Raw genomic sequence first — 20,968 nt, forward strand, 5'->3', positions numbered from 1 at the left:
GCACAAGAACATTATGTTCTTGTGCTTTTTATGTCAGTTGGAAATTAGTTATTAACAACTTCTTTTCCTTTGTATGTTCCGCAAGCTTTACATACGCGGTGAGCAAGTTTCATTTCACCACAGTTTGGGCATGATACCATACCAGGTACCTGTAATTTAAAATGGGTACGACGTTTTCTCTTTGCAGTTTTAGAAGTTCTTCTAAAAGGTACAGCCATTCTTCCCACCTCCTTAAAAAGTTATGAAGGCCAGATCATGCTGGATTCTTCAAATAGTTACTTGTTTTCTTCCGCTCTTATGAGTCAGAAGAAGGATCATTTTGATCAAAAAATTGAGCAAGTCCCGCAAGACGAGGATCAATTCTTTCCTCTTTGTCTCGCTCTTGAATAACCTCCCAATCCTTTCCGGATTGTGGAGCTCCTTCTTCACTGCTATCGGTGCAGAACACTTGCATGGGAACCTCAAGTATTAAGATCTCATGAATGACCGGCATTAGGTCAATCACTTCCCCCTTTACCCGATGAACCTCCTCTTCGGTTTCATAGTCCAGATCCTTTAAGAGGAAAGTTTCTGTTGTTTCCACATTAATTGGGAATTTTACGTCAACTAAAGTACGAGAACAAGGAAGTATTAAGTGACCGTTAATTTTTAAATGAAAAGTCACCTTAGCAGAGTCAATATCTGCTCGACCCGTTATATGCATTGATGAAGCATCCCTGATCGTTGGATCAATGGTTTTGATCTCATCTACATTGACAATTTCATCAAACGGAAAATCCTTGCTTCGATGTTTTTGTAACTGACTTAAAGTCCATTTCATACGAATCACCCCAAGGCAACAAAGGTAATTATAGCTGTCATATAATTATTTGTCAATATTTTTTCTTTACAGTATAATGTGAGCATTATCAGCTAATTATAACCTATTTTTAGCTTATTTGCTTAGTTTTCTCATGATTTCCCACTTTTAAACGAAATGGAAAGGAGAAATTAATATGAATGCTGTTGGTGTAATTGTGGAATATAATCCATTTCATAATGGACATGCCTTTCATATTGAAGAGGCAAGAAAAACAGCAAACGCTGATGTTGTTATCGCTGTTATGAGCGGGAACTTTCTTCAGCGAGGAGAGCCTGCAATTGTATCGAAATGGAAAAGGACTGAAATGGCTTTGAATGCTGGCGTTGATATTGTATTTGAACTTCCTTATGTGTTTGCTACCCAGCAGGCAAATACATTTGCAAGCGGTGCTGTTTCCATTCTTGAAGCTGCAGGATGCCAGTCCCTTTGTTTCGGAAGCGAATCAGGCAGTATGGATAGCTTTAATAAAACTGAAACATTTTTGAAGCAACATAATGAGACTTACCAACAGCAAGTAAAATATTTTTTAGAAAAAGGAAACAGCTACCCGAAAGCGACATCATTAGCCTATCATACACTTTCTCCGGCCAATGATTTAATTGATTTGTCAAAGCCTAATAATATCTTAGGCTACCAATACATAAAAGCAGCGAATGCAATGCAAGCATCTATAAAAATTTTCACTGTTACAAGAAAAAATGCAAATTACCATGATCCACACTTTGCATCTGAAACGATTGCAAGTGCCACAAGCATCAGGAAGGCTCTTTTCTCAGTAGATGGACAACTCCAGTCAATACGTCAATACGTACCTGAGACAACATATGGAGGGCTCCTTGAATATAAGGAGCAATACGGGCTTTTCCATGACTGGGAGCTTTACTGGCCCTATTTAAAGTTTCGTCTTATCCAAATGACACCTGAACAGCTAAAAAATATCTATGAAGTAGAAGAAGGACTAGAGAATCGAATCCTATCCTCCGCACTGGAATCTGAAAGCTTCCTTCAATTTATGGAAAAGCTTAAAACAAAACGGTATACGTGGACAAGACTGCAACGGACTTGTGTCCATATCCTTACGAATACAACTAAAAAAGAAATGCTTATGAAGGAAGATAAAGCCTCATACCTAAGGCTCTTAGGTATGACAACTACTGGGAGAGAATATTTAAATAAATATAAAACAGACTTTGCTCTTCCAATGATCTCCAAAGTTTCTGCTGCTAAGAACAGACAGCTTTTACTGGATATTAAGGCGTCTAGAATTTACGCTATGGGTGCATCTGGCTCCAGTCAAAAAAAACTGCTTGAAACAGAATTCAAGCAGCCGCCAATCATAGTTGCAAAATAGCGGACATCATGCCGCTATTTTGCTTTTAAATTCTTAAGATATGATATTGCCTCATCAAAGGTATCCACAGGAATAATTTTCATTTTAGTTTTTATATCTTTTGCTGTTTTTACAGCTGCTCTATAGTTGGAGTCGGAAGCACCTTTTTCATTCGGCGCAAAAAAGATTTCAGCACCCGCTTTATCTGCCGCGATAATTTTTTGTTCAATTCCTCCTATTGGGCCAATATTACCATTCAAATCAATCGTACCAGTACCTGCTATTGGATATCCTCTCGTTAAATCCTCTTCTGTTAATTGATTATAGATTTCCAATGAAAACATGAAACCAGCTGAAGGTCCGCCGATATCCTCGCTATTAATTGTTACCGTTGGATCAACGACGATGTCCTTATCATCGACTAGTGAAATGCCCACTCCTACTTTCCCTGTCTCTTTCAATCGCTCTAAAGGGAGTTTTACCTCTTGGATCTCTTCATACCGGTCAATTGCAAAAGTTACTTCATCCCCCACACTTTTCCCTGATACATATTGTATAAACTGCTCTGAAGACTCGAACTCATTCCCGTCAACTTTAAAAATCCGATCACCTGCTTCTAGTTTTCCTTCTGCAGGCATCCCCGGCATCACATTTAGTACAAAAACACCATTATAGTCATAATCAATAGGAATACCTGCTTTCTTATATGCAGTCTCAATTGCTGCTAATTTCGATGTCGCCATTAAATGAAGCTGACGTACATTATATTCTTTATCTGTCTCATTTTCATTTCGAATAGCCTTTATCGGGAAGATTTCCTGATACTTACTAAGCTTTGCAATTGCGTATGAATAAATGTTTGCTCTTCCCATCCTTACAGTAGTTAACATAAAACTTCCTTGTTCATCAAACCCATTCTCGACTTCAATAATCGGCTCAAGCTCCTTGGCCATTCCAGGCTTTGAAACGTAGAAGGGAAGGTAATAAAATGAACTTATTAGGACAATAATTGCTGCGATAATAAAGGAACGTATAAAGTATTTATTTCTCATTTACGTCTTTAAGCCCCTTCCACTCTTTAATTATTTTTTTTATTGAACTTATTTGCTTCCTTGTTTCTTGTTCCCCAATAAGGATAATTTCATCAATATTTGTAAAAGCTCTTGAACTATACATTTCAACACTCGGACGAATCATTATATCAGAATCTACTGCTCTATAAGTGACTAATTCCATCTGCATGATATCAAGACTTTGCATAATGACGTCATATATCGATGTGATTTCAGTATTGGTTTTCACTTGGGATACATCTATTGCAATGACAATATCAGCACCCATATCCTTCACGACGGAAACAGGAACCCTGTCAACCACTGCTCCATCTACTAATAGACGTCCATTTAATTTCTCCGGAACGAAAATTCCTGGAATAGAGATACTTGCTCGTACCGCATCGGCAATTGGTCCTTTATCAAATATAACCTTTTCACCTGTCATTAGATCTGTGGCTACCACTTGAACAGGAATATCCAGCTGTTCAAGCATTTTTCCGTGAGTGAAAATACGAATCAGTTCTTTAACCTTTGTTCCTGCAATAAACCCCATTCGAGGGATTGTAAAGTCCAGATAATATTTTCTTTTAAAGGCTTTCGATAATTTATATAAACGATCAATATCCAAACCAGCACCATAAAAACAGCCAACCATCGCACCCATACTGCTGCCAGCAATTAAATCAATGGGGATTCCTTCTTCCTTAAGTACTTTAATTGCCCCCAAGTGGGCAAATCCCCTCGCACCACCTGAGCCTAAAGCCAAGCCAATCTTCGGCCGACACAAAAGAATACCCCCTTTATATATACAAATCAATGACCATGTTCAATCTTATGGTCTTTTTTTTCATTCTATGAGTATATTGATTTATATGAGGACAAGTATGACAGGCTAATTCTATATTTCGTTTATATTATAGTAGCATTTTATCTTAAAATCTATTTTCATTGTAAGTTCACCTTTTGAGGGAGGCTCTGCATGTGTTTCGTTCTAAATTAAAAACAATCATCCTTGCATTAACTGTTACTTTGATGGCAATTTCGCTCATCTCATTTCCTCAAGAGTCTGTAGATGCTTCCATAAGAGGGCTTAATATGTGGTGGGAAATTGTATTCCCCTCGCTTTTGCCATTTTTCATTGTATCCGAAATGCTTATTGGTTTTGGGGTTGTGAAATTTATTGGCGTTCTTCTGGAACCACTTATGAGGCCATTATTTAGAGTTCCAGGAGTTGGCGGCTTTGCATGGGCGATGGGCATGGCTAGCGGCTATCCCGCTGGAGCAAAATTAACAGCAAGACTTAGACAAGAAGGCCAGTTGACAAAAATTGAAGCCGAACGCCTCGTTTCTTTTACAAACTGTTCAAATCCGCTGTTTATTTTTGGCGCAGTATCTGTTGGTTTTTTTCATAACGCTCAGCTCGGTATTATTCTCGCAATCGCTCATTATCTTGGAAATTTCTCCGTTGGCCTTCTTATGAGATTTTACGGCAGGAAACAGGAAGAAACAAAAAAAGAGAAAAAAAGAAAGCCATCCTTAAGAGCAGCTTTTTCAGCACTTCATCGAACAAGAATTAATGATAACCGGCCGATCGGCAAGCTTCTTGGAGATGCAGTCATGTCTTCAATAAAAACATTACTAATGATTGGAGGATTCATCATCCTTTTTTCAGTTTTAAATAAACTCCTTTTCCACGTCGGTATAACTGGCCTTCTAGCTAAAGCTTTAGAGTATATATTATCTGCACTTCATTTGCCAGTTGAGTTAAGCATTCCTTTTATTTCAGGAATATTTGAAATTACCCTTGGAAGCCAAATGACCAGTCAGGTTCAGCAAGCTACATTCATGCAGCAGGCTGTTATTACAAGCTTTATCTTGGCTTTTAGCGGCTTTAGTGTTCAAGCACAGGTTGCAAGCATACTCGCACAAACAGATATTGATTTCAAGCCTTTTTTTATCGCACGAATCTTTCACGGCTTTTTTGCAGCATTTTATGCAGCCATCCTGTGGAACCCCTTATTTGAACGTTTCTACAATAAAGAGCAGCCATCAAATGCTATACCAGTCGGTATCTTTGAAGAAGGCTCCTGGATGCAAAAATGGTACACATTAATTGTTGAAACGGGACCGATCATTACTATTATTGCATTAGCTATTTATGTCTTACTTCTGGCAAAAAGATTTCGGATCCATTCTTAAAGCTTTTTCAATGACGAACGAGCACATAATGTGCTCGTTAGCGTTTTCCTTCAAATTTTTCTTTTAGAGCAATTTCGACCGAATAAGGAACAAGCTCTGATATTTTTCCATTATACTTCGCAACTTCCTTTACGATACTCGAGCTTAAAAAGGAATACTGATTATTTGTCATAATAAAGAATGTTTCAATTTCATCATTTAATACACGGTTCATCGATGTGATCTGCATTTCATATTCAAAATCCGACACAGCTCGAAGCCCACGGATGATTGCGCTCGCATTTACGCTTTTTGCATAATCAACAAGCAGCCCTTGAAAAGAATCAACTTTGACATTTGGAATATCTTTTGTGACTTCCTTTATTAATTCTATTCTTTCATTAACGGAGAAAAGCGGATGTTTAGCAGAGTTATTTAACACAACTACATAAAGTTGATCAAAAACCTTAGCCCCTCTTTTAATAATATCCAAATGACCATATGTAATCGGATCAAAGCTTCCAGGGCAAACAGCGATAGCCCCCATAAAAATCCCCCTCATATATATAATCCTGTCGCTTAACTTATCATTTAGTTAATTCATAAATAGTAATCGCAATGATTCCATACTTTTCATGTTTGCGAACCCCTAAATTCCCAACGGTTTCTGGAAGATGAATATCTGAACCATGCTCACATATAATCGTACCATTTGGAACTAGGAGCTGCTCTCTATCAATCCACTCAAGAAGCTTTAAAAGCTGTTGTTTTTTGTAGGGTGGATCCAAAAAAATAAATTGGAAGCTAAGTTCCCTTTTTATTACAGCCTTAAGAGCCCTCTCAGCATCATTTCGAAAGATTTCAGCAGAATCATCGAGTTCACAAATTTTCACATTCTCGTGAATAGTCTGAATCGCCTTCCCATCCCTATCCACAAAAATAACTTTCTCTGCACCCCTGCTTAGAGCCTCTATTCCTAGTCCACCGCTTCCAGCGAATAGATCAAGTCCTACTCCACCGTCAAAGTATGGACCAATGATATTAAAAATTGCTTCTTTTACTTTATCTGTCGTTGGTCTAGTTGAACTGCCAGGTACAGCTTTTAAAAATTTCCCTTTACGGGTCCCTGAGATTACACGCATCTTATCACCACACACATCATTCCATTAATCATTTTTTCCTTCCTATCCTATCACAAATGATTTAAATAGAAAACATTTGAACGATATGAAAAATATCTGATTCTCGTGTATATACGTTTTCATTATGGAAATAATGTGAGTAACAGCATCTATTCGAGGATGTTGTTGCCAACCGCGGAGAAGACTTACGTTTCCCCATAAGTTCTTCCTCCGGTTTCTCCTCTCCCTTTGCCTTCTATCCTAGTATAGGATATAGAAGGACCCTGCAGAAATTTCTGCAGGGTTTTCTTTTTTTACATAGATATCGTAATGGCCTCTTCACCTTCATCAATCGAAACTTTAAATAACTGCTGCAGCCATTGTTTACTAATATAATATTTTCCATTTAAATTTGTTAGTGGATTTTCCAATAATCCATAATCTTCTTCATTATAAATAAAAATATTACGATTCAAGTAAAAACGATAACTGTTTTTATCCTTAATTACTAGTATTGCCTCATGATCTGGAAGCATTGTAACCTCAAATCCCAATCCTTTTATCGTATCTATAAATGGATAAAGAATTTTATTTTCTTTATAAATCGCTTCAATATCATCCTCCTGTTCCTTTTCATTTATTATCAAACTTCGTGGGTCACAATAATAAAATGGAACAAATTCAACTGATTCATTTTTATTTTTGGTAAAAAATCGGGTATTCCGCCCCTTTAAATCATAGATGAAATCATCTAGCTTTTCAGCAGTTATCTCAGCTGTTTCATTGTTCACACGATTGAATAAATAAGTCAACTCTTCATCAGACAACATTTTATTTAACTCTTCAAGAATGGCCCTGCTTTTCTCAAATCCAGACTCTCGTTTCACTGTATAAGAAGTAAAGACATCCAATAACCATTTATCTTCCTCAGAATTACCTTTAAATTTTGTTTCATAGTAATCGTAAACGAGCTTCCACTTTAAATCTTCATCTTTAATGGCTGGAGAAGTAATTATTAATCCATTGCCGCTTTTCTCAACAGACTGATCAGTTAAAACGACAGATAAATTAGGAAACCCTTTTAAGTTTGCTATTTCATCAAATTGAAAACGATTCTTCTTAACCGATTGTTCACTATAATAAGTAATATTATTTCTCTGAATTTTATGAAGGGACGTTGGCTCCCAATACAAGGATGGTGCATCTCCAACACCTTTAAATAAATAATAATCAATTAAATCCATTTCCTTTAATCCCTTTAAAGGTGCTCCTGCAATCCAAGTACCTTTTTTTCTGTATGTATCAATGATCTCTAAATCTGTCGTTCTTACCGTAACTTGCGAAATTCTTGCTGTCCATTCGCTTAGAAAAAAGGAAGCATCTTCTTTTTGAATCGGAATCGTGTATTGAAATATGAGTGTATTCTGATCTGGTAAAAATGTCTGTGGATTTTCATCCTTAGATTCACATACATCTCCGTTGTCTTTTATACATGTCCAATGAAAAAGTTCATTTGGAATGATAACTTTATATTCTTTTTCTTTTGTAAGACCAGTAATACGCTGTGAAATACGCAGGTCTTTTTCACTAGATTGTACAGTAAGCTCTTGTGTTACTGTTTCATTATGATCTATTTGGCTTTCTTGCTTTGAGTATGCTTTCCACTGCATGGACAACATACCTCCAATGGCTGTTGTCAGAGCTACAAATAATAAACTAGCTGTTCTCCACATTGGTATTCCCCTTACCTATATTTCCTTTACATTTACAATATCAAATCCTTCGACATCAGTCACACAAAATTTGAAACAAATTAGCAAAATTCGTTTCATTTTGTCGTAGGAAGATCACAATTTATTCTATTGCCACTCAACTAATAATGCTTCAAATTTCAAGTAGAAAGTGATAGAGTAGGAGGAAAACTACTTTTTTCGATTCAGAGGAGGAAAATTAATTTGATACAACGGTTTATTGAAATTGGTGAGGGCTATTCTGATATATATGAATTAATTGAGATCGCAAAATCCAATCTATCTCGGCTCAGCCATATGATGGCTTTTCATACTTCTATTAACAATAAAAAGGTGACTTCCCTTGTCGTTGTCTTAAATCCAACAAATCCCGGCAACTTTCAGCCATTGTATATTTGCAGAGAGGGAATCCCTAATCCAAATGTTACACCAAACAAGCGTTTTGATCTCTTTGCGGAGGCTGCAGAAGAATTGCAAAAGACAGTGATCCAACTCGACATCAAACCCTATACAAGTTTTGCTGAAAAAGAACTATTTTACCAGTATGTCATCGGAATCCTCCGATTAAATCACTATATTCCGCCACTCCAATGAGAAAGAGCAGGCTCCTTGCTTACTCACCACTGACAAGCACAAGCAAAAATTCACTGCAAGGTGTTCTTTACCTTTATAGGAGGCTTGGCTTGAGACCTCGAAGAGTAAAGAAGACGACCTACTAAAAAAGCTTCACTTTTTGTCGTGGATGCGTCATTGATGAAGCTTCCCTCGTCCTGTCGCATAGTCGACACTCGTTCGTCTGTATGTCGGGCTATGTATCGTGGCTAGACAGTTCACTGAATGAATGTTAGAAATTCCATCGCAAAAAATACAATATAAAAAGTTGAGAGCATTGCCCTCAACTTTTTATATTCCCATTTTATAATCATATTCTTTTGCCTTGTCCGGCTTCGAATTTTCAAATTCCATTCTTAAATATGGCTTGTAAGATGGTTCGACTTTTTTTACGAATGAATACGAACTAATTTTGGCAATTAATCCTTCTGTTTCATCCATATCACAATATAAGACTACATATTTTAACCGCTTCGATACATAATGAACGTTACCGAACCTTCGTAACATTTTCGCCTGTTTTAATGTATATAGCCAGACGATAATTCCTTGCCGTTGACCGAGCATAAATTCTTCCCCTTCAAGAGTAATTCTTTTTTAACAGTCTAGCATAAAAAAACTGTATATTTCAATGGTCTGAAGAAATTACTCATCAGAAAATTATGAAAAAGGCAACAACCAGCTTGTGCACCCCCGACCAGCACAAGACGAACGTCCCTGAAGACCAACTTCACTAAGTTATTAACAATATCCGATTATATAAATACCTAGTCAATGACAAAAACAGCATGTGATTTACTCCATGCCGTCCGTCATTTATGAACAACCACAGCTTCCTCCGGAACCACATCCGCCTCCACAGCTAGAAGAGTTATCAAAGAACGGATTCCCTGTCGGAACTTTTATTTGATTAGACACTGAATGACCAATTAATACACTCACTTCATCTAATATCGCTTGAAGGTCGTTCTCTGCCTTTCTAAATTCAGCGACATTTTCATCCAAATCCATTTCTCTCTTTAATTCCCTAACGGACTTCATTACCGTTTTGTAATCAGGATGATATTTACCAAAGCGCTGTACGTCCTCGTAATGCTCTTTCATCTTTACGAAGCTTCTTATTTTGGCCTGTGTATCTTTATTATGTTTTAATCTATATAAACATTGGCGGTAATACTCCGCTTCCTCTGAATCAATAATCATCGCAGCTATTTGTTCAGCATGATCTAAAATCTCTATTCCCTCAATTGTAGCAAGCAAAATAAAGCTCACCTCCGTTTCATATTTTATCATGAAACAGAGGAAACGTAAAAGTTATCGAATTGTAACATCAAATTCTTTTTTCATTATTACGGTTGATGCTTTTTCTGTAGCTACCTCTAATGTAAGTCGGTGTGTTCCAGAAGTTAAGCCTTTTACAATAAATGCAGCGGATGAAATCTCTTCCTTCTTTTTCCCGTCAACATATAAAATAATTCTACCTTTATTATTTCCTTCCGTTTCTCTAAAGGTAATTCCTTGAATAATACATTCAATCAGTACATTACTCCCCTCAATCTTATATTTAACAAAAAATGGTTCCTTGCTGTTCAATGTCGTTTTAAATACGGGTATGTCATGAGAAACACTATGAAGGCTGGTTGGTTTTCCATTTGTTTTTGTTTCTGGTTCAGGTATATCTCTTTTACATCCTGAAATTGCCATAACCAAACAAATAGTTATTACATATATAAACATTTTCATTGGCTTTCACTCCTTCATTTCGTCAATATAACTCTTTGATGTAAACGAATTTCAATTACAGATTTCTTTATGTATTTATTGTGTACCTTGGATATACTTTTTACTCTTTCACGTAAGAGCTGCCAAACAAAATAAAGAAGCTCTCTCCCTAAGAGAACTTCTTTTATGATTGTGAATTCATCGCTTGAAGCATCCCCATCATCATTGATGCCATTTGTACGCCGTTTGAAAATTTTTCGACTTTATGTGGGATTGTATTTTTATAATAATTCAAGGCTGCTACCTCTAACGACTGAATTTCCTGAGGGTTCCGTGAAAGTTTTCGATACCAAATGGGCTGTTCTCTAATAAAATTCTGCAGCTGTTTATTTTTTCCCACATAATTTGCAATATCTTGCCTCATCTTTATTCCCCTTTTAATCCTTTTTGAAAACAAATGGATTGCTCAGTTTTGTTTCGGCCACTTTCGTATTTACAGTGCCTCCACCTTGGAATTGGGATATCACGCCTTGTACTGCCGCTAATGCTTTACTTAGATTGTTAACATATCCTTGCATTTCATTTGGATCCACCTTTTGGATTGTCCCCATAATCGTTCCGATCCAATCTGTTTTTTTCTCCTTTTCCTCTTGCGCAGGTTCACTCTCTGCCCCTGTTCGCAATGAATCCCATCTAGAGTCTTCTTCCCCCAATAAATACCAATCTTCGTAAAACTCCTGCAAGGTTTTTTTTCCCGTTTTGACTTCTTCCATAATTTTCGGATTTGCTTTTACAAACGTTTTGAATTGTTCAACAGAAGGATGGAGTTTTTTTTTCGCCATTCCCTATTCACCTCTAACTGTTACAATAACCTACTAATACTTTATGAATATCAACACAAATGGTGAAAAGATAAATGGTGAAATGAATCTATTAGTGATAATATTAAAAATGCAGAATATTGCTGAAAGGTGAATACAAAATGAAGGAACAACTTAGGGAACTATTTGAACAAAGTATGGAAGAAGCTACTACAGAAGAACTGGAAGTCCTAAATGACATACTGCGAGGCTACAATAAAAAACAAAAAAGAATCAACAGCTCATATATTGGTGGTTTGCTTCATATGGAGCGAACAATGGATGATAAAGAATGCCATTTAACCGTTCCACTCTCCCCCCTATTAAATAATACTTTAGGGATTGTCCATGGCGGCATTACTGCTACAATTATTGATTCAGCAATGGGCACATTGGCTAATTCGATTCTCCCAGAAGGGTATGGTGCAGTAACAACCCAATTAAATATTCATTATTTAGCTGTTGGAAAGGGAGATTATTTGCAATGCAAGGCGTATATTGACCATAAAGGAACAAAAAATATGGTACTATCGGCAGAAGTCCACCGATCTGACGGAAAAAAAATTGCACAAGCAACTGGAAGCTTTTTTATTATCAAGAAAAAATAATGACATCTTCTTTCGGGTGGTGGTAAAAAAGTGGTAACAGCCATTGTTATCCCTATTATTTGCCTTTATTTTTACTGGATTGCAAAAAGAGACATGCACGATAGTATGGAAAAATGGGAAGATTTAAAAAATGTCGCAGAAGAAGCCATTATATATGGTGAAATTAAGGAAGTAACCGGCTCAAAGCAACGTTTTTCATATTATCGGTTTGTATACATATTAGAGCTTTCAATTCAAATGGAACAAAGAAAATGGGTAGTAAGAAAAGTCATTCCCATCGAAAAAGGAGTAACAATGCCTAAGGTTGAAAAAGGTGACTACGTACATGTATATGGCAATTGGAAGCAAGATTATTTCCAAGTGAGCAGGATTGAAAAAAGAGCTTGATACCAAGCTCTTTTAAAAGAATTAAAATATAAATAATTGCTATTCAGACCATTTTTCAATGAAATTCTGAGTGTAATGTTTCTTATAAACTCCAACACCTAAGTGTGTAAACTGTTCATTTAGCAAGCTTTCTCGATGAGCCTTACTATTTAGCCAGCCTTCAGCAACTGCTGGTGCATCCATATAATTAGCTGCAATATTTTCTCCCGCTGTCTGGTAAAAAATATTTGCAGCATCCAGCCGATCGGATAATTCTCCATATTTCTTAGATGTATGAGAAAAATCATTTGTTTCAAACATATCTTTGCTATGTGCAAAAGCAACCTCAGCCGTTTGCTCATCCCATTCTAAAAGCTCTAGTTCATGCCGTATACGAAAAATATTAGTAATGTCAAAAATCTGCCTTTCATTTCCTTTTTCGACTTCCTCTTCAATCACTTTTGTTAGTGGACTTACTTCAAGAAGCTTACCTCGATAGACCATTTCATAAGGTCTTTGCTCAATTAAAGTCTCTGCATTTAACAATCGGATACTTGACAAAGTTCCGGTAAATTTATCAATATACAACTGTATAAAGGCATCCCCTACCATTATTAGTGGACGGGTGTTCATATCATCCTCTGATAATTCAAACATATAAGAACTGTCTTTATAATCCAAGCCAATATTCGCTTCAATTGTTGTTAAGTGGTAAATATCTGCAATAGACTGCCCAATCTTGAAAGGAGGGATTTGTACATTTGAACCTGTTGCATAAACCGTTACAACCTTGTCTTTTTCAACACCAACCTGGATATATGTATGCAAGTCCATTTTATATATCCACCAGTCATAGCCATAAAATGTTGGATCCTTTCTTTCAGGCTCACCTAGAATATGAACCAATTCTTCGCTTGTTTTACCAAGCATATTTATTAAGCTTTCTTGAGGAATTTCTAAATTTGAAGGACCTTGTAAAGAAATAACCTCATCCAAAGTTTGGTCAACTTTAGGCTGTTGATCTTCTTCGTTTACCAATATCTCTTCTTTTTGGCTGATATTCGTATTAAATAAAAATACAACTGCTAATAATCCAGATATTAGCACGAGTATCCGAACAAGATTACGCAGAAGGGTTTCCTCCTTTCTATCATTTGTTATTATTATATATTCTTTTCCACTAGTAAGTATATCATTATTCCTATTCATTTTCAGATGAGCGAACTGAACATTCTGATATTGTTTTAAAAGAACATGAATAAGAACACCCTAATAGATGTTCTAATTCAGCATTTATTAAAACACAATTTAATTGCTCTTTAACTTTCTACAATCAAAACGGTCCAATAGTGTCCATATACTCCCCCTTTAACATAGCCAATCCCCATTTTAGTTGCCCGATTATTTAAAATAATTTCTCGGTTCGCACTTGAATGTAACCAAGAAGAGATGACTAGCTCAGCAGATTGATAACCTGCTCCAATACTTTCCTTTACACTTTGATAAGAAATATTTAGCTTACTTAACATGCTTGAAGGGTCACCATATGTAGGGGAATGGTGGGAAATATAATTATTCTCTATCATATCGGCTGATTTTAGCTTTGCTGCCTTTGTTAAGGAATCATCGGTCATTAAAGGTTTCATCCCCAACTGAATTCTCTTACTGTTCAATAGGTCAGCAAGTTTATTCTCTTCCTTACTTAATGAAACTTTAATTCCGTCAGTCCACTCAACAGTTGGAATGATGATAACTTCCCCAGGATAAATTAAATTTGGGTTTTGTAGCTGCTGATTACTTCGTATAATTTTTGCTAGACTAACTTGATAATGTTTTGCAATTCTCCAAAGCGTGTCTCCCTCCATCACAACATAGTTTGTTTGAGCATTAACAGTAGAACTAAATGAAAAATAAAAGAAAATAATCAATGCATACTTAAATACTTTTTTCATTCAAAAACCCCTTTCTGTGACCATACTTAGCATTTCCAATTGTTGAGAAACTTCTCGATCCATTAAGAAATTCGTTACAAATTCTTGAATTCAATAAGGGATTAATCGGTTTATTTAATGAATCCGTTGCATCTTCTCTCTTTTTGAACTATTATTAGATTTGGGATAAAACTTGTTAAATTTCACCTAATATGCTGTAAACAGCTATTAAGGGATTGTTTTTAGGAGGGACAAACATGCAGTTTGAAAATACGGGTCTTGAAAAAAAGAAAGCAGACTTAAATCGATTAGATGAATTAATGTTAACCTATGGACTAGTTCGCGCAGGTCAATGGGATTATGAAAGAGTTACATACGACCGTAAATTTGATTTAAAAGAAGGCGTATATTATTTACGCGTATTCGGCTATGCTGCTGAAGGGGATGTAGGTGCGGATAAAGCTGTCATTCAATTAATGACACCAGCATTAGGAAAACATTACTATCCACATGGCGTTGAATATGGCGCTGATGAACATTATCCAAAGACGCTAGTAAGCCAATGTGAGAAAATCCTAAATGACTTAAATACTGAAATTGAAAAGTTTGCACAATAATAAAGAAGAAAAGACGCATCTGATGCGTCTTTCTTTTTTCTCTATGAACCTAAGATTGCTTTAATCGTAGAGGTTGTTTCACCGCCATGGTAAAATACATACAATAGCAGATACACCACTACACCAGTAATAGCTGTAAAAAACCAAATGATACTAGTTATTGGACCAAGCTTTCGATGTACGGCTAATTTATTTTTATAACCGCTTATAAGCGAAATAATCCCAAATACAGCTCCAGTTGTAGCTAGCGTCACATGAAAGATTAAGAAAATAGTATAATAAATTTTGATTTCATCTGGACCGCCAAAGGCTGTATTCCCAATAAAAATGGTTCTGCTCATATAAATAATAAAGAAAATAGTTGCACAAATACCCGCTAGTGTCATTGTCTTTTTATGTGCGTCTATCTTCCGCTTTCGAATTTGTCCCCAGCCAATTGCAACAAAAATGGCACTAAGAACAATGAATGTAGTACTTATTGTAGGTAAAATCGGCAATGAATAATCCATATATCTCCCTCTCAATGTAATAATTGACCCTCTTCATTCATTTCCACTTAAATAGGAATAGAACCAATACCTAATTACTAGTTCCATCTTTAAGTATACCGCAACTCTCCATCAACAAAAGTATCTATTCTTAAAAGTTCCGAAAATGTTCATACTTTATTTAATAAAACGTGATTTTTTATATAGAACAAAAACAAATGAATATTCCCTATTACAAAACCCCATCTAAGTGAGATGGGGTTTTATTTACTCAATTGGCTGCGGGTTTAGTCTATGTTGTTTTTCAACTTCAGTTTCTTCCTGCTCTTTCTTATACCAGCTAAAGAAAACTCTTGCTAAGACAAAACCATACACAATCTCTTGGATAATCTTCATAATAATTCCACCAAGCTGCTGATCATATATTAAAGACATTGAGCTAAATACCTCTGGTCCGCTTAAAGTTAAGCCAGCCAATGTTGTACCGGGAACACAGAGCTCCAACGCCTTCGCCCATGCGTTTGGATCAGAGAATGTTGCATAAAGTGGCACATCAGCAAAAATAATTAACCCGCAGGCAGGTAATAGCAACGCACCACCAGCAAATATATAGCCAACCTTTTTTAACCCGCTTATCGTATGCTGATCTTCTAATCGATTAATGAGTGGCCACCAAAAGAAGATCCCTAAAACAAATAATATCAATGTATAGCCAGCATGAAGCCACATATTTGTTTTGATGAAATCAAAAACTAATGGAATATGGTAGATTGAAAAGACCCCATTAAACAAAATCAGTGCAATCACTGGATTTGAAAAGACAAAAAATACTTTCTTGAAAGAGTTTTTATTTTGAAGCATTCGCCATATCCATGGTGGAATTCCCAGAATAACTAACTGCGGAATAATTAAACAAAGAACGGCCATTTGAGTCATATGAGCGTAAAACATAAGATGCCCCATCAGATCAATAGGTGAACCTTTAATAATATATAAAAGAATTATCGCCAGTGAGAAATTAATCGCCTGACCCTTTGTTAATGGCTCACTTCGCGAAAATTTATGCCTGAATTTCATAGTAATAAGGAAATAACCAACTAAAACTAATACTAATACGGCGAAAAAGATAGGACTCCATAATGCCCGGAAACCAAATATTGATATCGACACTTCGTTATCACCTCTTTATAAAAAAACATACACCAATAGTATACTCTTATACATTAAAATCTCCAAGCATAGAGCATTTTTACTATTGCTAATATTCGGTTTATATAAAAAGAAATCGGCTAATAGCCGATTTCCCTAGAAAAAGTTACCACCAAATAATAGTTGTATAGCAAAGAATTGTTACAAAAGCAATTAAAACTCCCGTGTACATGAATAACTTTGGCGCTTCATGCCCTTCATGACTCATATGCATGAAGTAAAACAATTGGAAGACCACTTGAACACCTGCAAGCAGTAAGATAAACGGAACAATAAACCATCCAGTAAATCCTTCATATGCTACTGCAACGAAAGCAATAAGCGTCAAGAAAATCATCAAAGCGAACGTGATTACTTGATGCTTCATTTCTTCCGCATTCTTTTTACGGCGATATTCAATGTCCACACGAGGGTTGCCTGAGTTAATTTGTCCATTTGCCATCAGTTATCCCACCATTCCCATTAAATATACTACTGTAAAAATAAATACCCATACAACGTCGATAAAATGCCAATAAAGGCTTGCAACATAATACTTAGGTGCATTATACAGATTCAATCCACGTTTGCTATTACGGATGATTAAAGTAGTAATCCAGAGCAACCCAAAAGCAACGTGAGCACCATGAAAGCCTACAAGTGTATAGAAGGCAGAACCAAAAGCACTGCTAGTAAAAGTATGACCGAATTCATGTACATAATGATTGAATTCATAAATTTCAAGACCCAAGAAAGCTAAGCCGAGAACAACCGTGATGCCTAACCAAACCTGCATTTTCTTAAAGTTGAAATTTTTCATATGGTACATTGCATACACACTTGTCAAAGAACTTGTTAAAAGGATCATGGTCATTGCAAATACAAGTGGAATCTCAAAAAGATCTTTTGCTAATGGCATATCACTTCTAGGTACTGAATCTTTTAATGCAAGGTATGTTGCAAAGAGAGAGGCGAAAAGAACCGTCTCTCCCCCTAAGAATAACCAAAAACCTAAGAATTTATTTTTTGCCTCGAGGGTTTGTTTTTCAGGCGCAGCAGGCCAAGTTTCAACAGTCATTTTTTCTTCTACATGCATTATGCCTTAACCCCCTTATCATTGTCATCGATTAATTCCTCTTTAGGAATATGATAGCCATGATCATCCTTGATCGAGCGTACAAACATTGAACCTAATGTAAACAGAAGACCGAAAATCAGCACTGGAATTCCCCAAGTATTTCCTTCGTCTCCATGGTACATAGCACCGAACGCAGCGATGAAAAGACCTAAAGAAATTAAGAATGGAATAAAGGAATTATTCGGCATATGAATATCCCCAAGCGGTTCAGCTGGAGTCATTCCTTTTTTGCCTTCCATTTTTTCAATCCAGTATGCATCAAGACCACGAACAAGTGGAAGCTGTTTGAAATTATAGTATGGCGGTGGTGATGACAAAGCCCACTCAAGCGTACGTCCATCACCCCATGGATCATTACCAACCTTTTCATTTTTCACGCTAGTAATAATAACGTTGATTAATAGGACAATAACACCGGCTGCCATTAAGAAGGCACCAATCGAACTTACTACGTTTGATGTCTCAAATCCTTGCCCTGGAAGGTAAGTGAATACTCGACGCGGCATTCCCCACAATCCTAAGAAATGTTGAATAAAGAACGTCATATGGAATCCAACAAAGAATAGTACGAAAGTAATCTTACCTAACACTTCATTTAACATCGTACCAAACATTTTTGGCCAATATAAATGAGCTCCAGCGAATAAGGCAAACACTACTCCACCAACAATTACATAATGGAAGTGAGCCACAACGAAATACGTATCATGATACTGGTAATCCTGTGCAGCAGAACCTAGCATAACCCCTGTAACTCCACCCATTAAGAAAGATGGTATAAAGGCAACTGCCCATAGCATTGGAGTTGTGAATCGAATACTTCCGCCCCACATGGTAAATAACCAGTTAAAGATTTTAATTCCTGTTGGAACAGCAATTGCCATCGTTGCCACTGCAAAAATAGAATTGGCAATTGGTCCTAAACCTGTTGTGAACATATGGTGAGCCCAAACCATGAATCCTAAGAATCCAATTAACACTGTAGCAAATACCATTGATGAATATCCAAATAAGCGCTTTCTTGAGAAGATCGCAAAAATCTCTGAGAAAATACCGAAAGCAGGTAAAATTAAAATATAAACCTCTGGGTGACCGAAGATCCAGAAAAAATGCTCCCAAATAATCGTATTTCCACCCATAGCTGCATCAAAGAAGTTCGCACCAAACATACGGTCAAAAGTCATTAAGAATAAACCGACAGTTAATGGAGGAAATGCAAATAAAATTAGTGCAGATACTACAAATGTTGTCCATGTAAACATCGGCATACGCATATATGTCATACCAGGTGCGCGCATATTTATGATCGTAACAAGGAAGTTAATCCCACCAATTAAGGTTCCTAACCCTGCGATCTGTAAGCCGAGAGCATAGAAATCAATTCCATGTCCTGTCTGAGCTATCGAAAGTGATGCATAAGACGTCCATCCAGCGTTTGGTGCTGCGTCTAAAAACCATGAAAGATTTAGAAATAATCCGCCAAAAAGGAAAAGCCAAAATCCTAATGAATTTAGAAATGGAAAAGCAACGTCACGTGCACCAATTTGCAACGGCATAACCGCATTCATAAAAGCAAATACGAGCGGCATTGCAGCTAAGAAAATCATTGTTGTTCCGTGCATTGTTAGAAGTTCATTAAATAATCCTGCACTTACAAAATCATTATTAGGTTTTAAAAGCTGAATTCGGATAAATAACGCTTCAAGACCACCGATTAGGAAGAATAATCCGCCAGCTATAAGATATAGGTGTGCAATTTTTTTATGGTCTACTGTTGTTAAATAGTCCCATAACGTTGCCCCAAATCCTCTTTTCTGAGCATTGGTACTCACAATTTTACCTCCTTTATAAACATATCCCTATTCACCTTGAACCTTTAACCCCATTAAGTACGCAGTTAGCGCGTCAAGTTGTTCAGGTGTTAATTCACCATAAGTACCAGTCATTTTATTTCCTGGTTTATATGTTTCTGGATCAGATAACCAATTTTTTAAGTTTTCTTCATTATGCTCTAAATATCCTGCGATAATATTACGATCACCAAAGTTTGTTAAATTTGGTGCCATACGAGCATCGGCAGGTGTGCCATTTGATGGCGTTACAGCGTGACAGCCAATACAGCTTTGATTAAAGATTTCTTGACCTTGCTGTGCTAAATCAGTTGTTGCTTCCTGTGGTTCCTTAATATTTTGCATATTAGTAACCCACTGATCAAACTCTGCACGAGGAAGGGCTTTTACTTTAAAATCCATTAAAGCATGTGATGGTCCGCAAAGCTCTGCACATCGTCCTTGGAATAATTTATCAGGGTCAGCTTTTTCACTATCAAATTCTAACCAGAATTTATTTACATTTTCAGTGTTGTTATCCATTTTCCCACCAGCTGCTGGAATCCAAAATGAATGTTTTACATCTGAAGCAATTAAATTAAAATAAACCTTTTCATCAGTCGGAACAATTAGTTCTTGACCTGTTACTATTTTTTCATTTGGGTATTCAAATTCCCACCAATATAAATTTGCACGTACATTGACAACAAGTGCATCAGAGGAACCATCTTCATTCTTCTTCTCCATTGCATCAACATCAGCGAAATTGAAAACAGCAGATACTGTCGGAACAGCTAGGACAAGGACTAATAAGATCGGTATAACAGTCCAAATAATTTCCATTGCATGATTTCCTTCAACTTGATTAGGAATTTTGTCATCTTTCCGACGGAACTTCACTAATACAATAATGAAAATCACAGCTACTACCGCCATTACAGCAATCATCATAATTGTACTAAACACCATTAAATCATATTGTTTTTTTGCTACTTCACCAGCAGGTTGTAGCGCAGATAAATATGGTTGACCACTGCAAGCAGAAAGCACGAGCGTCAGAATTGCAAATAATGATACTAGACGCCATTTTGCAAGCCTCTTCATAAGCTAATCAATCCCCTCTTTCTTTAAAATTTCTGTTTGAATTTTTTAATTCAAAAAAATTATGAATAAATTCTTTCAATACTTAGGAAAAGAAAGAATTCCTAACAAAAGTTGTTTTTGACATTTTAGTATGTAACTCATTAGTAGAAATTATTATTAAATTGAAACAATTATTCGTTTCATAATAAAAAGAGAAGCGAAGACGTGC

The 20,968-nt window shown here is 36.3% G+C and carries 26 protein-coding genes; 6 read left to right on the plus strand and 20 right to left on the minus strand.

Going from position 1 to position 20,968, the window contains the following annotated elements; genetic code table 11:
* Window positions 1-44: 44 nt before the first annotated feature.
* Both rpmF and FI644_RS25385 read right to left on the minus strand, forming a co-directional pair.
* Window positions 45-218: a 50S ribosomal protein L32 gene (rpmF, locus tag FI644_RS25380; RefSeq protein ID WP_053475556.1), complete on the minus strand. Its 174-nt coding sequence runs from the start codon at window positions 216-218 to the stop codon at window positions 45-47.
* A 77-nt stretch (window positions 219-295) separates the two neighbouring features.
* On the minus strand, window positions 296-820 hold the full coding sequence (locus FI644_RS25385; RefSeq protein ID WP_053475555.1) for a YceD family protein: 525 nt from the start codon (window positions 818-820) through the stop codon (window positions 296-298).
* A 175-nt stretch (window positions 821-995) separates the two neighbouring features.
* Here FI644_RS25385 and FI644_RS25390 point away from each other — a divergent pair, with 175 nt between their 5' ends.
* Window positions 996-2,213 carry a nucleotidyltransferase gene (locus FI644_RS25390; RefSeq protein ID WP_053475487.1) on the plus strand — a complete coding sequence of 406 codons (1,218 nt, stop codon included), beginning with the start codon at window positions 996-998 and terminating at the stop codon, window positions 2,211-2,213.
* Window positions 2,214-2,227: 14 nt separating this feature from the next.
* Here the strand turns inward: FI644_RS25390 and FI644_RS25395 are convergent, their stop codons facing one another.
* The gene (locus FI644_RS25395; RefSeq protein ID WP_053475486.1) at window positions 2,228-3,244 is read right to left on the minus strand and encodes a SepM family pheromone-processing serine protease; all 1,017 of its coding nucleotides are present in this window, start codon (window positions 3,242-3,244) and stop codon (window positions 2,228-2,230) included.
* Window positions 3,234-4,034 (minus strand): patatin-like phospholipase family protein, encoded by an 801-nt coding sequence (locus tag FI644_RS25400; RefSeq protein WP_053475485.1) that lies wholly within the window; start codon window positions 4,032-4,034, stop codon window positions 3,234-3,236. Before FI644_RS25400 ends, FI644_RS25395 begins: the two co-directional genes overlap by 11 nt.
* A 194-nt stretch (window positions 4,035-4,228) precedes the next feature.
* On the opposite strand from FI644_RS25400, the gene spoVV reads away from it, so the two are divergent.
* A complete protein-coding gene (spoVV, locus tag FI644_RS25405; protein ID WP_053475484.1) occupies window positions 4,229-5,446 on the plus strand; it encodes a dipicolinic acid transporter SpoVV in 1,218 nt (405 codons plus the stop codon).
* 37 nt (window positions 5,447-5,483) lie between these two features.
* On the opposite strand, the gene coaD is transcribed toward spoVV, so the two are convergent.
* The 3 genes from coaD to FI644_RS25420 all read right to left on the minus strand — a co-directional run bounded on the left by coaD (window position 5,484) and on the right by FI644_RS25420 (window position 8,279).
* On the minus strand, window positions 5,484-5,972 hold the full coding sequence (gene coaD / locus FI644_RS25410; protein ID WP_053475483.1) for a pantetheine-phosphate adenylyltransferase: 489 nt from the start codon (window positions 5,970-5,972) through the stop codon (window positions 5,484-5,486).
* Window positions 5,973-6,012: 40 nt separating this feature from the next.
* Entirely contained in the window at window positions 6,013-6,567 is a 555-nt protein-coding gene (gene rsmD, locus FI644_RS25415; RefSeq protein ID WP_053475482.1) for a 16S rRNA (guanine(966)-N(2))-methyltransferase RsmD, read from the minus strand.
* Window positions 6,568-6,860: 293 nt separating this feature from the next.
* Window positions 6,861-8,279 (minus strand): stalk domain-containing protein, encoded by a 1,419-nt coding sequence (locus tag FI644_RS25420; RefSeq protein WP_142108953.1) that lies wholly within the window; start codon window positions 8,277-8,279, stop codon window positions 6,861-6,863.
* A gap of 222 nt (window positions 8,280-8,501) precedes the next feature.
* On the opposite strand from FI644_RS25420, the gene FI644_RS25425 reads away from it, so the two are divergent.
* Window positions 8,502-8,891: a DUF7147 family protein gene (locus tag FI644_RS25425; protein WP_142108954.1), complete on the plus strand. Its 390-nt coding sequence runs from the start codon at window positions 8,502-8,504 to the stop codon at window positions 8,889-8,891.
* 309 nt (window positions 8,892-9,200) lie between these two features.
* Here FI644_RS25425 and FI644_RS25430 read toward each other — a convergent pair whose 3' ends face one another.
* The 5 genes from FI644_RS25430 to FI644_RS25450 form a co-directional block, all read right to left on the minus strand.
* Window positions 9,201-9,476 carry a YlbG family protein gene (locus tag FI644_RS25430; RefSeq protein ID WP_053475479.1) on the minus strand — a complete coding sequence of 92 codons (276 nt, stop codon included), beginning with the start codon at window positions 9,474-9,476 and terminating at the stop codon, window positions 9,201-9,203.
* 249 nt (window positions 9,477-9,725) lie between these two features.
* A complete protein-coding gene (locus tag FI644_RS25435; protein ID WP_053475478.1) occupies window positions 9,726-10,169 on the minus strand; it encodes a YlbF/YmcA family competence regulator in 444 nt (147 codons plus the stop codon).
* 54 nt (window positions 10,170-10,223) lie between these two features.
* Complete coding sequence (locus FI644_RS25440) at window positions 10,224-10,652, minus strand: hypothetical protein (protein ID WP_053475477.1); 429 nt, start codon at window positions 10,650-10,652, stop codon at window positions 10,224-10,226.
* 163 nt (window positions 10,653-10,815) lie between these two features.
* Complete coding sequence (locus FI644_RS25445) at window positions 10,816-11,055, minus strand: YlbE-like family protein (RefSeq protein WP_053475476.1); 240 nt, start codon at window positions 11,053-11,055, stop codon at window positions 10,816-10,818.
* Window positions 11,056-11,068: 13 nt separating this feature from the next.
* Entirely contained in the window at window positions 11,069-11,473 is a 405-nt protein-coding gene (locus FI644_RS25450) for a YlbD family protein (protein WP_053475475.1), read from the minus strand.
* A 140-nt stretch (window positions 11,474-11,613) separates the two neighbouring features.
* Between FI644_RS25450 and FI644_RS25455 the strand changes: the two genes are divergently transcribed.
* Together FI644_RS25455 and FI644_RS25460 are read left to right on the plus strand one after the other, a co-directional pair.
* A complete protein-coding gene (locus FI644_RS25455; RefSeq protein ID WP_053475474.1) occupies window positions 11,614-12,099 on the plus strand; it encodes a PaaI family thioesterase in 486 nt (161 codons plus the stop codon).
* A 30-nt stretch (window positions 12,100-12,129) separates the two neighbouring features.
* Window positions 12,130-12,486: a hypothetical protein gene (locus tag FI644_RS25460; protein ID WP_053475473.1), complete on the plus strand. Its 357-nt coding sequence runs from the start codon at window positions 12,130-12,132 to the stop codon at window positions 12,484-12,486.
* Window positions 12,487-12,525: 39 nt separating this feature from the next.
* Here FI644_RS25460 and FI644_RS25465 read toward each other — a convergent pair whose 3' ends face one another.
* The gene (locus FI644_RS25465) at window positions 12,526-13,674 is read right to left on the minus strand and encodes a CAP domain-containing protein (protein WP_082446531.1); all 1,149 of its coding nucleotides are present in this window, start codon (window positions 13,672-13,674) and stop codon (window positions 12,526-12,528) included.
* 110 nt (window positions 13,675-13,784) lie between these two features.
* Complete coding sequence (gene safA / locus FI644_RS25470; protein ID WP_142108955.1) at window positions 13,785-14,417, minus strand: SafA/ExsA family spore coat assembly protein; 633 nt, start codon at window positions 14,415-14,417, stop codon at window positions 13,785-13,787.
* Between the two features lie 236 nt (window positions 14,418-14,653).
* On the opposite strand from safA, the gene FI644_RS25475 reads away from it, so the two are divergent.
* Window positions 14,654-15,013, plus strand: coding sequence for a YugN family protein (locus FI644_RS25475; RefSeq protein WP_053475471.1), 360 nt, complete (start codon window positions 14,654-14,656; stop codon window positions 15,011-15,013).
* A gap of 41 nt (window positions 15,014-15,054) precedes the next feature.
* Here FI644_RS25475 and FI644_RS25480 read toward each other — a convergent pair whose 3' ends face one another.
* From FI644_RS25480 to coxB, 6 genes are all read right to left on the minus strand, one after another.
* Entirely contained in the window at window positions 15,055-15,522 is a 468-nt protein-coding gene (locus tag FI644_RS25480) for a DUF420 domain-containing protein (RefSeq protein ID WP_053475470.1), read from the minus strand.
* Between the two features lie 246 nt (window positions 15,523-15,768).
* The gene (ctaG, locus tag FI644_RS25485) at window positions 15,769-16,671 is read right to left on the minus strand and encodes a cytochrome c oxidase assembly factor CtaG (protein WP_142108956.1); all 903 of its coding nucleotides are present in this window, start codon (window positions 16,669-16,671) and stop codon (window positions 15,769-15,771) included.
* Window positions 16,672-16,816: 145 nt separating this feature from the next.
* Window positions 16,817-17,152 (minus strand): cytochrome c oxidase subunit IVB, encoded by a 336-nt coding sequence (gene ctaF, locus FI644_RS25490; protein ID WP_053475468.1) that lies wholly within the window; start codon window positions 17,150-17,152, stop codon window positions 16,817-16,819.
* A 3-nt stretch (window positions 17,153-17,155) separates the two neighbouring features.
* Window positions 17,156-17,785: a cytochrome (ubi)quinol oxidase subunit III gene (locus FI644_RS25495; protein WP_053475467.1), complete on the minus strand. Its 630-nt coding sequence runs from the start codon at window positions 17,783-17,785 to the stop codon at window positions 17,156-17,158.
* Window positions 17,785-19,659, minus strand: coding sequence for a cytochrome c oxidase subunit I (ctaD, locus tag FI644_RS25500; RefSeq protein WP_053475466.1), 1,875 nt, complete (start codon window positions 19,657-19,659; stop codon window positions 17,785-17,787). The genes FI644_RS25495 and ctaD overlap by 1 nt, the downstream gene beginning before the upstream one ends.
* Window positions 19,660-19,686: 27 nt before the next feature.
* Window positions 19,687-20,760: a cytochrome c oxidase subunit II gene (gene coxB, locus FI644_RS25505; protein ID WP_053475465.1), complete on the minus strand. Its 1,074-nt coding sequence runs from the start codon at window positions 20,758-20,760 to the stop codon at window positions 19,687-19,689.
* Window positions 20,761-20,968: the final 208 nt, after the last annotated feature.

This window comes from Cytobacillus solani (genome assembly GCF_006704205.1).
In the GTDB taxonomy this organism is placed as follows: domain Bacteria; phylum Bacillota; class Bacilli; order Bacillales; family Cytobacillaceae; genus Cytobacillus; species Cytobacillus solani.

Excerpts from the sequence above, each read along its gene's own strand:
- FI644_RS25445 (WP_053475476.1), bottom strand. The coding sequence starts at position 11,055 with ATGAGGCAAGATATTGCAAATTATGTGGGAAAAAATAAACAGCTGCAG.
- FI644_RS25455 (WP_053475474.1), top strand. The coding sequence starts at position 11,614 with ATGAAGGAACAACTTAGGGAACTATTTGAACAAAGTATGGAAGAAGCT.
- coxB (WP_053475465.1), bottom strand. The coding sequence starts at position 20,760 with ATGAAGAGGCTTGCAAAATGGCGTCTAGTATCATTATTTGCAATTCTG.
- rpmF (WP_053475556.1), bottom strand. The coding sequence starts at position 218 with ATGGCTGTACCTTTTAGAAGAACTTCTAAAACTGCAAAGAGAAAACGT.
- FI644_RS25475 (WP_053475471.1), top strand. The coding sequence starts at position 14,654 with ATGCAGTTTGAAAATACGGGTCTTGAAAAAAAGAAAGCAGACTTAAAT.
- FI644_RS25465 (WP_082446531.1), bottom strand. The coding sequence starts at position 13,674 with ATGAATAGGAATAATGATATACTTACTAGTGGAAAAGAATATATAATA.
- FI644_RS25495 (WP_053475467.1), bottom strand. The coding sequence starts at position 17,785 with ATGCATGTAGAAGAAAAAATGACTGTTGAAACTTGGCCTGCTGCGCCT.
- FI644_RS25440 (WP_053475477.1), bottom strand. The coding sequence starts at position 10,652 with ATGAAAATGTTTATATATGTAATAACTATTTGTTTGGTTATGGCAATT.
- FI644_RS25390 (WP_053475487.1), top strand. The coding sequence starts at position 996 with ATGAATGCTGTTGGTGTAATTGTGGAATATAATCCATTTCATAATGGA.
- FI644_RS25430 (WP_053475479.1), bottom strand. The coding sequence starts at position 9,476 with ATGCTCGGTCAACGGCAAGGAATTATCGTCTGGCTATATACATTAAAA.
- safA (WP_142108955.1), bottom strand. The coding sequence starts at position 14,417 with ATGAAAAAAGTATTTAAGTATGCATTGATTATTTTCTTTTATTTTTCA.
- FI644_RS25420 (WP_142108953.1), bottom strand. The coding sequence starts at position 8,279 with ATGTGGAGAACAGCTAGTTTATTATTTGTAGCTCTGACAACAGCCATT.
- coaD (WP_053475483.1), bottom strand. The coding sequence starts at position 5,972 with ATGGGGGCTATCGCTGTTTGCCCTGGAAGCTTTGATCCGATTACATAT.
- FI644_RS25395 (WP_053475486.1), bottom strand. The coding sequence starts at position 3,244 with ATGAGAAATAAATACTTTATACGTTCCTTTATTATCGCAGCAATTATT.
- FI644_RS25450 (WP_053475475.1), bottom strand. The coding sequence starts at position 11,473 with ATGGCGAAAAAAAAACTCCATCCTTCTGTTGAACAATTCAAAACGTTT.
- FI644_RS25480 (WP_053475470.1), bottom strand. The coding sequence starts at position 15,522 with ATGGATTATTCATTGCCGATTTTACCTACAATAAGTACTACATTCATT.
- ctaF (WP_053475468.1), bottom strand. The coding sequence starts at position 17,152 with ATGGCAAATGGACAAATTAACTCAGGCAACCCTCGTGTGGACATTGAA.
- FI644_RS25385 (WP_053475555.1), bottom strand. The coding sequence starts at position 820 with ATGAAATGGACTTTAAGTCAGTTACAAAAACATCGAAGCAAGGATTTT.
- rsmD (WP_053475482.1), bottom strand. The coding sequence starts at position 6,567 with ATGCGTGTAATCTCAGGGACCCGTAAAGGGAAATTTTTAAAAGCTGTA.